At 58.8% G+C, this 14,217-nt stretch carries 10 protein-coding genes; all 10 read left to right on the forward strand.

The annotated features are described in order from the left end of the window. Nucleotides 1-8 precede the first annotated feature (8 nt). The 10 genes from B9Y90_RS07550 to B9Y90_RS27540 all read left to right on the forward strand — a co-directional run bounded on the left by B9Y90_RS07550 (nt 9) and on the right by B9Y90_RS27540 (nt 14,215). Nucleotides 9-881 carry an NAD(P)-dependent oxidoreductase gene (locus B9Y90_RS07550; protein WP_085540819.1) on the forward strand — a complete coding sequence of 291 codons (873 nt, stop codon included), beginning with the start codon at nt 9-11 and terminating at the stop codon, nt 879-881. A 209-nt stretch (nt 882-1,090) separates the two neighbouring features. Beyond that, complete coding sequence (gene atzF / locus B9Y90_RS07555; protein ID WP_217808978.1) at nt 1,091-2,887, forward strand: allophanate hydrolase; 1,797 nt, start codon at nt 1,091-1,093, stop codon at nt 2,885-2,887. 10 nt (nt 2,888-2,897) lie between these two features. Beyond that, entirely contained in the window at nt 2,898-6,518 is a 3,621-nt protein-coding gene (gene uca / locus B9Y90_RS07560) for an urea carboxylase (protein WP_085540820.1), read from the forward strand. A gap of 136 nt (nt 6,519-6,654) precedes the next feature. Further along, nucleotides 6,655-7,335, forward strand: coding sequence for a GntR family transcriptional regulator (locus B9Y90_RS07565; RefSeq protein ID WP_085540821.1), 681 nt, complete (start codon nt 6,655-6,657; stop codon nt 7,333-7,335). A gap of 32 nt (nt 7,336-7,367) precedes the next feature. Then, nucleotides 7,368-8,639: an urea ABC transporter substrate-binding protein gene (urtA, locus tag B9Y90_RS07570; protein WP_085540822.1), complete on the forward strand. Its 1,272-nt coding sequence runs from the start codon at nt 7,368-7,370 to the stop codon at nt 8,637-8,639. A 153-nt stretch (nt 8,640-8,792) separates the two neighbouring features. Then, entirely contained in the window at nt 8,793-10,364 is a 1,572-nt protein-coding gene (urtB, locus tag B9Y90_RS07575) for an urea ABC transporter permease subunit UrtB (protein WP_085540823.1), read from the forward strand. Beyond that, on the forward strand, nt 10,364-11,437 hold the full coding sequence (gene urtC, locus B9Y90_RS07580; RefSeq protein ID WP_085540824.1) for an urea ABC transporter permease subunit UrtC: 1,074 nt from the start codon (nt 10,364-10,366) through the stop codon (nt 11,435-11,437). The genes urtB and urtC overlap by 1 nt, the downstream gene beginning before the upstream one ends. Then, nucleotides 11,437-12,234 (forward strand): urea ABC transporter ATP-binding protein UrtD, encoded by a 798-nt coding sequence (urtD, locus tag B9Y90_RS07585; RefSeq protein ID WP_085540825.1) that lies wholly within the window; start codon nt 11,437-11,439, stop codon nt 12,232-12,234. Before urtC ends, urtD begins: the two co-directional genes overlap by 1 nt. Nucleotides 12,235-12,243: 9 nt before the next feature. Beyond that, nucleotides 12,244-12,942, forward strand: a complete 699-nt coding sequence (gene urtE / locus B9Y90_RS07590; protein ID WP_085540826.1) for an urea ABC transporter ATP-binding subunit UrtE — start codon at nt 12,244-12,246, stop codon at nt 12,940-12,942. Nucleotides 12,943-13,036: 94 nt separating this feature from the next. Next, nucleotides 13,037-14,215, forward strand: a complete 1,179-nt coding sequence (locus B9Y90_RS27540; protein WP_085540827.1) for a GNAT family N-acetyltransferase — start codon at nt 13,037-13,039, stop codon at nt 14,213-14,215. Nucleotides 14,216-14,217 lie beyond the last annotated feature (2 nt).

The following is a 14,217-nucleotide window of genomic DNA, read 5'->3' on the forward strand; positions in this document are numbered from 1 at the left end:
GAGTTATTATGCGTATTGGATTTATCGGGTTGGGCGGAATGGGCCAGCCAATGGCAGAAAATCTGCTGAAAGCCGGGCATCAGGTTGCCGTCTGGAACCGCTCTCAGGCACCTGCGGAAGCCTTAAAAGCGAAAGGGGCGACAATACACGCCACGCCAGCAGCGTTCACCGACAGCGAAGTGTTGATCACTATGCTAGCCGACGACGACACCAGCCGCCGGGTGGTGATCGAGCAGGGCGCGCTGGAAGCACTGCCGCAGGGCGCTATCTGGATCAACATGGCCACGGTTTCCGTCGCCTTTACCAATGAGATGGCGGAAAAAGCCAGCGCAACCGGGCATCGCTATATTGCTGCACCGGTACTGGGGCGCGTGGACGTTGCCGCCGCGGGCAATCTCAATATCCTTACCGCAGGGCCAGCAGAACTGTTGGACTGCGTGCAGCCGCTCTTCGATGTGTTGGGGCAAAAAAACTGGCGCTTTGGCGACAGGCCAGAGCAGGCGGCAGCGGTGAAGTTGGCTGCTAACTTTATGCTCGCCAGCGCCATTGAAGCGATGGGGGAATCTTCTGCGCTGGTCGGGGCCTACGATGTGGCCGCCGGGGATTTCCTCGGCATGCTGACCAGCACCCTGTTTGCCGCCCCGGCGTATAAAAATTATGGTGCGATGATCGCCGAATCACGCTACAGCCCGGCCGGATTTACCATGAAACTGGGACTGAAAGACGTGCGTCTGGCGCAGCAGGCGGCGGAAAATAAAAATGTGCCAATGGGTTTTGCGGGCGTATTGCGGGATAACTACCTCGATGCGCTGGCTCACGGCGATGAACATCTTGACTGGGCGGCATTAGCCACCGTTTCCGCTCGCCGTAGCGGGAAATAACCTTCCCTGGCGGTGAAGGTATTATATTCACCGCCAGATATATCCTCTTAATTATTCATCCGCACTAAAATAACGCCCCGCGACGGTGCTTTAAAGATAATAAAATCTTATTTTTTAATACAATCTCCTTGCAAATCATTTTTTTATAAATTCTGGCACTGTAATTGCTTTATCTATTCCATCTTGTATACCAGGTGGGATGCCAGCTTATGTCAGTCGCTTTATTGTCGCAGTGGGTAGCCGATTACCAGCCGCAGCCGCATTTGCTGCCGGGCGCTTATCAGCAATTAATGGCTAATATTTCGCGGCAGGATAATGCGTGGATATATATCGCCAGCGAGCAGCAAATTCATGAGCAAATAAAAGCGTTATTGCAGGTCATTAATGATGGGGAAAAAACGCCGACGGATTTCCCGCTATTTGGCGTGCCGTTTGCGGTTAAAGACAATATTGATGTAGCCGGGATGCCAACCAGCGCCGCTTGCCCGGTGTTTACTTATCATCCCGCTAATGATGCTACGGTGATTGCGCGCCTTCGCGCCGCCGGGGCCATTGTGGTGGGCAAAACTAACCTCGACCAGTTCGCGACGGGCCTGGTCGGCACCCGCTCGCCGTATGGCGCGGTGGTGAACAGTTTCAATCCGGACTACGTGAGCGGTGGTTCGAGTTCAGGCTCCGCATCTGTGGTGGCGCGCGGTTTGGTTTGCTTCTCACTGGGAACGGACACCGCAGGCTCCGGGCGTGTACCCGCCGGGTTCAATAACATCGTTGGCTTAAAGCCAACCAAAGGCTGGCTTTCTACGGCGGGCGTAGTCCCGGCCTGCCGCCTCAACGACTGTGTGTCGATCTTCGCTCATTCAGCGGTGGATGCGTCCCTGGTCGCCAACGTTGCAGGTGGGTACGATCCGCTTGATCCTTACTCCCGAAGCAACCCTAACATCGCACCGGCTCGTTTTAGCCCCCGCCTGCGTTTTGCCATTCCAGACCGCCTGACGTTCTTTGGCGACAAGCTCAGCGAAGAGGCTTTCCAGCTGGCGCTGGATAAGTTAATGGCGATGGGTGCGGAGCTGGTAGCGGTAGATTTCAGTGATTTCACCCGGCTGGCGGAACAGTTGTACAACGGGGCGTGGGTGGCCGAGCGAACCGTTGCGGTGAAGGAAATCCTCGAAAAACATCCTGATGCCATGGACCCTACGGTACGTGGGATCGTCGCCAAAGGGTTGAGCTTCACGGCCTGCGATGCCTGGCAGGCGGAATACACCCGCGCTGAACTTGTCCGCCATATTCAGCAGCAGCTTGCCTCGTTTGATGCCCTTGTGGTGCCAACGTCGCCGACGATCCATACGCTGGCTGAAATGCGCGACGAGCCGGTGGCCTATAACTCGCAGTTTGGTACCTACACCAACTTTACCAACCTGGCTGACCTCAGCGCGCTGGCGCTTCCGGCAGATTTCCGGGCCGATGGTCTGCCAGCAGGGATCACGTTGATCGCACCCGCCTGGCACGATGCCGCGCTCAGCCATTTTGGTGCGCAGTGGCAGGCGCAGCTTGATCTGCCTGCCGGAGCAACATCCCAGAAAGTGCCTGAACAACAGACTATGACGCCTGCCAGCAGCTACGTGCGTGTCGCTGTTGTGGGCGCGCATCTGCGCGGGATGCCGCTTAACCACCAGCTAACCGGCCGCAACGCCGTCTTCGTCGAAGATACTCATACGGCAGAGACCTATCGCCTTTACGCCCTGGCGAACACCCAGCCGCCGAAGCCGGGCCTGGTTCGCGCCGCCGAAGGGCAGCCGATCGCCGTTGAGCTGTGGGATATCCCGCTCGCGCGTTTTGGCGAGTTTGTCGCCGAAATCCCCGCGCCGTTGGGTATCGGCACTTTGACCCTGCAGGACGGGCGCAGCGTGAAGGGCTTTATCTGTGAACCGTGTGTGACAGAAGGCGCCACGGACATTACCGCATGGGGCGGCTGGAAGGCCTGGCTTGCCCGTCAACCTGGCGCTTAAGGAGAGGAATATGTTTAACAAAGTCTTAATTGCCAACCGCGGCGAAATTGCCTGTCGTGCTATCCGCACGCTGAAGAAAATGAACATTACCAGCGTGGCCGTTTATTCCGACGCGGATGCCAGCGCGCAGCACGTTATTGATGCCGATGAAGCGATAGCGCTCGGCGGAGATAAAGCCAGCGACACCTATCTGAATATCGAGAAAATACTGGCGGCGGCAAAAGAGAGCGGTGCAGAGGCGATTTTCCCCGGTTACGGCTTCCTCTCAGAGCGGGCCGAATTTGCCGAGGCTTGTGAGGCGGCAGAGGTTGTTTTTATCGGGCCAACGGCGCAGCAAATCAGTGATTTTGGCCTGAAGCACCGCGCCCGCGAGCTGGCTTCTGGCGTAGATGTGCCGATGACGCCGGGCACCGGGCTGCTGACATCCCTTACCGAAGCGCAGCTGGCGGCAGCGGAAATCGGCTATCCGGTAATGCTAAAAACCACGGCGGGCGGGGGCGGGATCGGCCTGACCCGCTGCGACAGCGAACCTGCGCTGCTCGAGGCCTGGGAAAGCGTGAAGCGTATGGGCGCGCAGTTTTTCAGCGACGATGGCGTGTTTATCGAGCGTTTTGTCGATAAAGCCCGGCACCTGGAGGTGCAGATCTTTGGCGATGGCAAAGGGAAGGTGGTTTCCTTAGGAGAGCGTGATTGCTCGCTGCAGCGCCGTAACCAAAAAGTTGTCGAAGAAACACCAGCCCCCAATTTGCCGCAGACCACGCGCGCAGCGCTGCACCGTGCCGCCGTGGCGCTGGGTGAATCTGTTCATTACCGCAGCGCGGGAACCGTGGAGTTTATCTACGATGCAGCGCGGGATGCGTTCTACTTCCTGGAGGTGAACACCCGCCTGCAGGTTGAACACCCGGTGACTGAATGCGTCACGGGCTTGGATCTGATCGAATGCATGGTTCTGGTCGCGGCAGGCGTGTCGCCGGACTGGCAAAAAATGGCCGAAGCGCCTCAGGGGGCGGCGATTGAAGTCCGCATTTATGCCGAGGACGCGCTGAAAAACTTCCAGCCCTCGCCGGGCGTATTAACCGACGTTTATTTCCCAGAAGGCGTGCGGGTTGACGGCTGGGTCAGCACCGGCAGCGAAGTCAGCGCGTTTTACGATCCGATGATCGCCAAGATCATCGTTCACGGCGATGACCGCCTGCAGGCGTTAAGTAAACTAAACGACGCGCTGGCAGCCACCCGGCTGCACGGGATCGCCACCAATCTGGATTATCTGCGCCAGATCGTCCGCCTGCCGGAGTTTAAGGCCGGGGTGATGTGGACGCGCCTGCTGGACAGCGTGAGTTATCAGGCGCAGGCCGTGGAAGTGCTGGAGCCGGGCACCTGGAGCAGCATTCAGGACAGCCCAGGCCGCCTCGGATACTGGGATATCGGCGTGCCGCCGTCCGGGCCGATGGATGATTTTGCTTTCCGCCTGGCGAACCGCATTGTCGGCAACCATCCTTCCGCCGCCGGGCTCGAGTTTACCCTGCAGGGGCCGACGCTGCGCTTCCACAGTGAAGCCACTATCGCGCTGACCGGCGCGCCTTGCCCGGCGACGCTGGATGACCAGCCAGTGACCTTCTGGCAGCCCACAGTAGTGAAAGCCGGGCAGATCCTGACGCTGGGCAGGGCGACCAGCGGCTGCCGTACCTATCTGGCGGTGCGTAACGGTTTTGACGTGCCTGTGTATCTCGGCAGCCGCTCTACCTTTGCGCTTGGCCAGTTTGGTGGGCATGCGGGGCGCACATTACGCGTCGCGGATGTGCTCGCCATCTCTCAGCCTTGCCTGCCAGCCTGCACTACGCCAGCGCCGATTAGCCTGCCGCAGGCCCCTGAACCCGCGCTAATCCCGCAGTACGGAGAGGTATGGGAGATTGGCGTGCTTTACGGGCCACACGGCGCGCCGGATTTCTTCACGCCTGAGTCGATGGAGGCCTTTTTCAACGCCGAATGGCAGGTTCACTACAACTCTAACCGCCTCGGCGTGCGCCTTGTCGGGCCAAAGCCGGAGTGGACCAGAGCCGACGGTGGCGAGGCGGGGTTACACCCTTCCAACGTGCACGACTGCGAATATGCCATCGGTGCGGTGAACTTTACCGGTGACTTCCCGGTGATCCTGACTCGTGACGGTCCAAGTCTCGGCGGATTTGTCTGCCCGGTGACGATTGCCAAAGCGGAGTTGTGGAAAGTCGGGCAGGTGAAGCCGGGCGATCGAATTCGTTTCCATGCCATCAGCTTTGAGCACGCGCAGTCGCTGGAGATTGCCCAGCAGGTGGCGGTGACTAACCTGTGTGCCGGCGCCAGCCTGCCGGATCTGCATCCTTCCATTGCGCCAGGTGCGACGACCAGCGCGGCGATTCTGGCGGAAATCCCCACTCAGGCTGAGCTTCCGGCGGTGGTTTACCGTCAGGCAGGCGACAACTATGTGCTGATCGAATACGGCGATAACGTACTCGACCTGGCGCTGCGGTTGCGTATCTATCTGCTGATGAAGGCGATTAATCAGGCGGCACAGGCGGGGATCGAGGAGCTTTCTCCCGGCGTGCGTTCGCTGCAGATCCGCTATGACAGCCAGCGTATTTCCCAGAGCCAACTGCTCACGCTGCTGCTGGGCATTGAGAAACAGCTGGGCGATGTGACCCAGTTGAAAATTCCTTCCCGCATCGTGCATTTACCGCTGGCCTTCGAAGACAGCGCCACGCTGGCGGCGGTGGAGCGTTATCAACAAACGGTTCGGGAAGAGGCTCCGTGGCTGCCAAACAACGTGGACTTTATTCAGCGCACCAACGGGCTGCAAAGCCGCGACGAGGTGAAACAGATCCTGTTCGACGCCAGCTATCTGGTGCTCGGCCTGGGAGATGTGTATCTCGGCGCACCTTGCGCTGTGCCGCTCGACCCGCGTCATCGCCTGTTGAGTTCGAAGTACAACCCGGCGCGGACGTGGACAGCTGAAGGCACGGTAGGGATCGGCGGGATGTATATGTGCATCTACGGCATGGATTCGCCCGGGGGTTATCAGCTGGTGGGGCGCACGCTGCCCATCTGGAACAAATTCCTCAAAAACGACCAGTTTGGCGACGAGCCGTGGCTGCTCAAGTTCTTCGACCAGGTACGTTTCTACCCGGTGAGCGAGGAAGATCTAACCGCGTTCCGCACGGCGTTCCGGGAAGGGCGTGCTCAGGTTGAGATCGAAGAAGTTGAGTTTGATTTTGCCGAATATAGCCGTTTTCTTGCCGACAACGCCGACGATATTGCCGCTTTCCGCAGCCGCCAACAGGAAGCTTTCCTGAGCGAAGTGGCGCACTGGCAAGAACAGGAAAGCGCGGCGGTGGAGAGTGCGCTGATGGCGGTGGAACTGCCGGAGGAGGAACAGGCCGGGCAGCTCGTCAGCGCTGACCTGAACGGCAATATCTGGAAGATCCTGGTGGAGCCGGGGCAAAGCGTGAAGCAGGGTGAGCCGCTGATCGTTGTTGAGGCGATGAAAATGGAGCTGCTGGTTAGTGCCCCGTGTGACGGCAAGGTGGTGCGGATCCAGTGCCAACAGGGCCGACCGGTGGGGCCTGGCGATGCGCTGTTGTGGCTGGAGGCGGTGTAGAGGGATTTAGCCCCTCACCCTAACCCTCTCCCCAAAGGGGAGAGGGAATAAAAACCGACAAATCATCCCATTTTTTCTCCCTCTCCCTTCCAGGGAGAGGGCCGGGGTGAGGGTAAAAATGACACGGAAAAACACTATGCCAAAGCGACCAGAAGCCGTAGCCGAGCGAATCTACCAGCAGCTCAAACAGGAAATCTTCGACTTCCTCCTGCTGCCGGGCGACCGCTTTAGCGAAAACGAAATTGCGGAGCGCATGAGCGCCAGCCGCACGCCGGTTCGCCAGGCACTTTACGCGCTGCAGCAGGAAGGTTATGTCGACGTGCAGCCCCGCAGCGGCTGGCAAATCCGCGCGGTAGATTTCGATCATCTCGAAGCGCTTTACGATCTGCGCATCGTGCTGGAGCTGGAGGCAGTGAAACGCCTTTGCCAGCGGGCAGACTCCGTTTTCCCACTGCCGCTACAGGCGCTGAAACAGTTCTGGCTGGATGAACCGCCGCTGGCCGAGGGAATGAACGTCGCGCCGCACGATGAAGCTTTTCACATGACGCTGGTCTCTGCCGCGGGCAACCCTGAAATGGCGAGGGTTCACCGGGAGATCACCGAAAAAATTCGCATTGTGCGCCGGCTGGATTTTACCCGTCAGCCTCGCGTGAGTGCGACATATGCCGAGCATGGACAGATCCTGCTTGCCGTCCGGGACCGTAACCTAGAGGAGGCTCAAACCCGACTACACGACCACATCGCCGCAAGTCAGAAAGAGGTTCGTCAGATAACGCTTCATATGCTGCACCAGGCCCGGCACTTCAAGCTGAGCTAATCACTTATTGTTACTTCAGGGGAGTCAGACTTATGCAACGTCGTACCTTTGTTAAAGCTTTCGCGCTTTCCGCTTCGGTTGTCAGCTTTGGATGGGCCTTCGCTGCCCAGGCGGCGGACACCATCAAAGTCGGGATCATGCACTCGCTGTCGGGCACCATGGCCATTTCTGAAACGCCGCTGAAAGACGTGGCGTTAATGACCATTGACGACATCAATGCGAAGGGCGGCGTGCTGGGGAAAAAGCTGGAACCGGTGGTGGTTGATCCGGCGTCAAACTGGCCGTTGTTCGCTGAAAAAGCCCGGCAGTTGCTGAGCCAGGACAAAGTCGCCGTGGTCTTTGGCTGCTGGACGTCCGTGTCGCGTAAATCCGTGCTGCCGGTCTTTGAAGAGCTGAACGGCCTGCTGTTCTACCCGGTGCAGTACGAGGGGGAAGAGATGTCGCCGAACGTGTTTTACACCGGGGCGGCGCCTAACCAGCAGGCGATTCCGGCGGTGGAATACCTGATGAGCGAAGACGGCGGAGCGGCGAAGCGCTTCTTCCTGCTGGGGACGGACTACGTTTACCCGCGCACCACCAACAAGATCCTGCGCGCCTTCCTGCACTCTAAAGGCGTTCAGGACAAAGACATCGAAGAGGTCTATACGCCGTTTGGCCACAGCGATTACCAGACCATTGTGGCCAATATCAAAAAATTCTCCGCTGGCGGTAAAACGGCGGTGATCTCCACCATCAATGGCGACTCCAACGTGCCGTTCTACAAAGAGCTGGCGAACCAGGGCCTGAAGGCGACCGACGTCCCGGTGGTGGCTTTCTCCGTAGGTGAGGAAGAGCTCCGCGGCATCGATACCAAACCGCTGGTGGGTAACCTCGCGGCCTGGAACTACTTCGAGTCCGTCGATAACCCGACCAACAAGCAGTTTGTCAGCGAGTGGAAGGCCTATGCCAAAGCCCACAACCTGCCGAACGCCAATACCGTGGTCACCAACGACCCAATGGAGGCCACTTACGTTGGCATTCATATGTGGGCGCAGGCCGTAGAGAAAGCGGGCACGACGGACGTGGATAAAGTCCGGGCGGCGATGGCCGGGCAGACCTTTAACGCGCCTTCCGGCTTTACCCTGACCATGGACGCCACCAACCACCATCTGCACAAACCGGTGATGATCGGCGAGATCGAAAGCAACGGCCAGTTCAACGTGGTGTGGCAGACCGATAAGCCTGTGCGCGCTCAGCCGTGGAGCCCGTTTATTCCCGGAAATGATAAGAAATCGGATCTGCCGGTGAAGACCGCCAGCAACTGATGTTCGTCCCTCAGCGCATTTACCCTCACCCCGGCCCTCTCCCTGGAAGGGAGAGGGGGAAAGCGTTGATAGCCTCTGCATTTTATTCCCTCTCCCCTGTGGGGAGAGGGTTAGGGTGAGGGGCAACAGGGTAAAACCATTCAGGAGAACGCCATGACATTAGCAACACTGGCCCGGCTGCTGCTGGTTGTGGCCGCTTTATTGCCGGGGCTTGCCGCCGCCGGAGATACAGAAACGTTTGCGGCGGCAAACCGCACGGCGCAGGCTGACCTGCTGCAAAGCTGGACGCTGGCACCCGCTCCCGCTCGTTTACCGCTGCTCAATGCGCTGCAGCAGGAAACCCTGGTCACCGACGGACATTCTGCTTTCAACCAGACCGGTGCCGTGCTGACGCCGTTGGGCGACGAAGCCCAGCCGCAGGGCGAGACAAAAAAACTCCGTTTGACCAACCGGCTGCGCGTTTTGGTCGCCGGGGCGCTGGCCAGCCATCAATTAATCAGTGACAACGTCACTACTCGCTTAAATGCCGCGAAAGCCTTGCAGAAAGAGGCTCCGCCGGAACTGCTGCCCGTTTTACAAAAGCGGATTAGTGCAGAAAAAGAGCAAAGCGTGCGTGATGCGCTGACGCTGGCCGCCGCCCGTCTTGAGCTGGCCAGCCCGCAGGCCGCCGTGCGCCTGGAGGCGGTTAAGTTGCTCGGCAAGTCCGCTGACCCGGACACAGAAGCGTTGCTCAAACCTTTAACCGATGCTGGCGCTGAGCCAGATACGAATGTGCGCCAGGCCGCCGCTGACGGGCTGCGTCAAATCGAACGCCGCCAGATGCTGGGCGATATCCTTGGGCAGGCATTTATGGGGCTTTCTCTGGGCTCGATTTTGCTGCTCGCCGCGCTGGGGCTGGCGATCACCTATGGTCTGCTGGGCGTAATCAATATGGCGCATGGCGAAATGCTGATGCTGGGCGCGTACTCGGCGTGGGGCGTTCAGGCCGCGTTTCAGCAGTTTGCCCCGGCGTGGCTGGCGCTATATCCGCTGGTTGCGCTGCCGGTGGCGTTCGCAATTACCGCCGGGATTGGCATGGCGCTTGAACGCACGATTATCCGCCATTTGTATGGCCGCCCGCTGGAGACGCTGCTGGCGACCTGGGGCATCAGCCTGATGCTGATTCAGATCGTGCGTATGCTGTTTGGTGCGCAAAACGTGGAAGTGGCTAACCCGGCGTGGCTGTCCGGCGGGCTTCAGGTGTTGCCGAACCTTATCCTGCCGTGGAACCGCCTGGTGGTTCTGGGTTTTGTGCTGCTGGTACTGCTCTTTACCTGGCTGTTGCTGAATAAAACGCGGCTGGGGATGAACGTGCGAGCCGTAACGCAAAACCGCGCGATGGCGGCTTGCTGCGGCGTTTCTACCGGACGTGTGGATATGCTCGCGTTTGGGCTTGGGTCCGGCATTGCCGGGTTGGGCGGCGTGGCGCTGTCTCAACTGGGTAACGTGGGGCCGGAGCTTGGGCAGGGCTATATCATCGACTCCTTCCTGGTGGTGGTGCTGGGCGGCGTTGGACAGCTTGCCGGGAGCGTGGCCGCGGCGTTCGGGCTTGGCATTTTCAATAAAATCCTCGAGCCGCAAATCGGCGCGGTGCTGGGCAAAATTTTAATTCTGGTGCTGATTGTGCTGTTCATTCAGAAGCGGCCACAGGGGCTGTTTGCGCTAAAAGGGAGGGTCATTGACTGATGAGTATGCCGCTGACTTTAACGCTCGGGCATAAAGCGCCGCGCCTGACTTTGGTGCTGGGTACCCTGCTGGTTGTCTTGCTGCTGGCGCTGCCGTTTCTGACGCTGTTGCCCGCGAGTAATCCGCTCAGCCTGTCGACCTACACCATGACGCTGATCGGCAAGATCCTCTGTTATGCCATCGTCGCGGTGGCACTGGATCTGGTCTGGGGTTATGCCGGTTTACTTTCCCTCGGGCACGGCCTGTTTTTCGCTCTCGGCGGGTACGCTATGGGCATGTACCTGATGCGCCAGGCCGCCGGTGACGGGCTGCCCGGGTTTATGTCGTTTCTCTCCTGGAGCGAGCTGCCGTGGTATTGGTTTGGCACACAGTACTTCGCCTGGGCGCTGCTGCTGGCGATGGCGGTCCCGGGGCTGCTGGCGTTTGTTTTCGGTTATTTCGCCTTTCGCTCAAAGATTAAGGGCGTGTACTTCTCGATCATGACGCAGGCGCTGACCTATGCGGGGATGCTGCTGTTTTTCCGCAATGAAACCGGTTTTGGCGGCAATAACGGGTTTACCGGCTTTACCACGCTGTTAGGGATGCCAGTTACAGCGGTCGGGACGCGTATCGGGCTGTTTATCGCGACCGTTCTACTTTTGGTGGCGAGCATAGTTCTCGGGTTCTGGCTGGCGCGCAGCAAGTTTGGCCGAGTTCTGACGGCGGTGCGTGATGCGGAAAACCGCCTGACGTACTGCGGGTACGATCCTCGGGGTTTCAAGCTGCTGGTGTGGACGCTTTCTGCAGTGCTGTGCGGCTTAGCCGGGGCGCTGTATGTGCCGCAGGTGGGCATTATTAACCCAGGCGAAATGTCGCCGACTAACTCCATCGAGGCCGCTATTTGGGTGGCGCTGGGCGGACGCGGCACGCTGATTGGCCCGGTGCTGGGCGCAGGGCTGGTGAACGGTGCGAAAAGCTACTTCACCATGGCCGTGCCGGAGTACTGGCAGCTGTTTCTTGGCCTGATTTTTATTCTGGTGACGCTGTTTTTACCGCGCGGGGTGATTGGCCTGCTGCGCAAAGGAGATAAATGATGCAGCCTGCCGAGTCTCTGTTTACTCGCCAGTACCCCACGGATCGCTTTCGCGAACAGACCGACCCGGTGCTGGCGCTGGAAAATATCAATGTTAACTTCGATGGGTTTCAGGCGTTAACCAACCTGTCGCTGAACATTGGCGTGGGGGAACTGCGCTGCGTGATTGGGCCAAACGGGGCGGGAAAAACCACGCTGATGGACGTGATCACCGGCAAAACCAAACCTCAAAGCGGCAAGGCTTTTTACGATCAGTCCATCGATCTGATGCGGCTGGAACCCATTGAAATTGCCCGGCGGGGAATCGGCCGAAAATTTCAAAAGCCCACGGTATTCGAGGCGCTGACGGTCTTCGAGAATCTGGAGATCGCGCAGAAAAACGAGAAGTCGGTGTGGGCGAGCCTGAGGGCGAAACTCAGCGGCGAACAGCGCGACCGCATTGATGACATGCTGGTAACGCTGCGGCTGACCGGGGAGCGCCATCGCCGGGCCGGGCTGCTGTCCCACGGGCAAAAGCAGTTCCTCGAAATCGGCATGTTACTGGTGCAGGAGCCGCATTTGCTGCTGCTGGATGAGCCTGCGGCGGGCATGACCGATGCAGAAACTGAATACACAGCGGAGCTGTTCCGCAGCCTCGCGGGCAAGCATTCGCTGATGGTGGTTGAGCACGACATGGGGTTTGTGGAAACCATTGCCGATCACGTCACCGTGCTGCATCAGGGGCAGGTGCTGGCGGAAGGATCGCTGCGCGAAGTGCAGGCGAATGAGCAGGTTATTGAGGTCTACCTTGGCCGTTAAGGAGCAAATATGCTGCAGGTGAATGAGCTAAACCAGTATTACGGCGGTAGCCATATTCTGCGCGGCGTCAGTTTTGAGGTGCGCGTGGGGGAAGTGACCTGTCTGCTCGGGCGTAACGGCGTAGGGAAAACCACGCTGCTGAAAAGCTTGATGGGGCTGGTGCCGGTGAAAGGCGGCAGTATTACCTGGCAGGGGAAAACCATCACCCAGCGTAAGCCGCACCAGCGTGTTCAGGCCGGTATTGCCTACGTGCCACAGGGACGGGAAATCTTTCCTCGGTTGACGGTGGAAGAAAACCTGCTGATGGGGCTGTCGCGATTTTCCGGGCGGGAAGCAAAGGCCGTCCCGGACGAAATTTACCAACTCTTTCCGGTGCTAAAAGAGATGAAGCTCAGGCGGGGCGGCGATCTCTCCGGCGGGCAGCAGCAGCAGCTGGCGATTGGCCGCGCCCTGGCGTGTAAGCCACAGTTGCTGATTCTGGATGAGCCAACGGAAGGGATCCAGCCGTCGATCATCAAAGAGATAGGCCAGGTGATTCGTCATCTCGCCGGGCGCGGAGATATGGCGATTTTGCTGGTGGAGCAGTTTTATGATTTTGCCGCAGAGCTTGCGGACCGGTATCTGGTCATGTCCCGTGGGGAGATAGTCCAGCGTGGGGACGGCGGCGCAATGGAACAAGAGGACGTTCGGGGGCTGGTGACGATATAAGTGGTCTGCCAAAATTTACCGATTGTGGTACTTTTGGCTGAACCTCTGTGCGCCTATAGTTTTCGACATTCACCATCGAATTCCAGAGGTTAGCATGTCTTTTACCGTCAACAGTTTCCAGCAGCCGATTGGCTTATCTCTTTCTGACTGGCAGCGCCGCCCGCTGCCGGATCGCGTCACGTTAAACGGGCAGTTTTGCCACCTTGAGCCGCTGAGTGCGGCGCAGCACGGGGCGCAGCTTTGGCAGGCGTGGTGCGAGGCTGAAGATGCTCGCGGCTGGACTTATCTCAGCGTTGGGCCATTCGACACCGAAGCTGATTTTATGCAGTACATTGCCGGGGCAGCACAAAGCCCGGATGCTTTTCATTTCGCCGTGGTGGACAACGCCAATGGTAAAGCTCTCGGGTCGCTGTCGCTGATGCGCATTGATCCGGCGAACGGCAGTATCGAAGTCGGCTTTGTGGTATTTTCGCCACGGCTGCAGCGCACCGCTCTGGCCACGGAAGCCCATTTTTTGCTGATGAAGTATGCGTTTGAAGCGCTGGGCTACCGTCGTTACGAGTGGAAGTGCGACAGCCTGAACGGGCCATCCCGCCGTGCGGCGCTGCGCCTGGGCTTCCGTTTTGAAGGCGTGTTACGTCAGTTGGTTATCTACAAAGGGCGTACCCGCGATACGGCCTGGTTCTCCATTACCGATGGCGAATGGCCGCTGGTGAAAAGCGCGTTTGAACGCTGGCTTGCCGCGGACAATATGGCTGACGGCGTACAGCGTGTTGGGCTTGCAGCTACTCGCGACGCACTTAGTCGGCAGAAAGGCGAACCTGCTCGCCAGGTGAATGTCCGCCTGTTAACGGCTAGCGACCGGGCGCAGTGGCAGGCGCTTTGGCAGGGCTATCTGACCTTTTACGATGCTCAAATCAGTGACAGTGTCACCGATTTGACGTGGGAACGTATGCTGGATGCGCAGGAGCCGCTGTGGGGATTCGGGGCTTTTGACGACCAGGGCACCATGCTCGGTTTCACTCACTTCCTTTATCATCGCAGTACTTGGGCAGCAACCAACTACTGCTATCTGGAAGATTTGTTTGCGGCGCCGCAGACCAGAGGCAAAGGCGTTGGCCGGGCGTTGATTGAAGCGGTACGTCAGCACGCTGAAGCCAACAACAGTTCGCGTCTGTACTGGCATACCCATGAAACCAACGCCACCGCGCAGACGCTGTATGACAAAGTGGCGAAGAAGTCTGGCTTTATCAAATACGAAAAAGACGTGTAATC

The sequence above is a fragment of the Cedecea sp. NFIX57 genome (genome assembly GCF_900177785.1).
Lineage (GTDB): Bacteria > Pseudomonadota > Gammaproteobacteria > Enterobacterales > Enterobacteriaceae > Cedecea > Cedecea neteri_C.

Coding starts and splice junctions, on each gene's coding strand:
- B9Y90_RS07550 (WP_085540819.1), top strand. CDS start 9: ATGCGTATTGGATTTATCGGGTTGGGCGGAATGGGCCAGCCAATGGCA.
- atzF (WP_217808978.1), top strand. CDS start 1,091: ATGTCAGTCGCTTTATTGTCGCAGTGGGTAGCCGATTACCAGCCGCAG.
- uca (WP_085540820.1), top strand. CDS start 2,898: ATGTTTAACAAAGTCTTAATTGCCAACCGCGGCGAAATTGCCTGTCGT.
- B9Y90_RS07565 (WP_085540821.1), top strand. CDS start 6,655: ATGCCAAAGCGACCAGAAGCCGTAGCCGAGCGAATCTACCAGCAGCTC.
- urtA (WP_085540822.1), top strand. CDS start 7,368: ATGCAACGTCGTACCTTTGTTAAAGCTTTCGCGCTTTCCGCTTCGGTT.
- urtB (WP_085540823.1), top strand. CDS start 8,793: ATGACATTAGCAACACTGGCCCGGCTGCTGCTGGTTGTGGCCGCTTTA.
- urtC (WP_085540824.1), top strand. CDS start 10,364: ATGAGTATGCCGCTGACTTTAACGCTCGGGCATAAAGCGCCGCGCCTG.
- urtD (WP_085540825.1), top strand. CDS start 11,437: ATGCAGCCTGCCGAGTCTCTGTTTACTCGCCAGTACCCCACGGATCGC.
- urtE (WP_085540826.1), top strand. CDS start 12,244: ATGCTGCAGGTGAATGAGCTAAACCAGTATTACGGCGGTAGCCATATT.
- B9Y90_RS27540 (WP_085540827.1), top strand. CDS start 13,037: ATGTCTTTTACCGTCAACAGTTTCCAGCAGCCGATTGGCTTATCTCTT.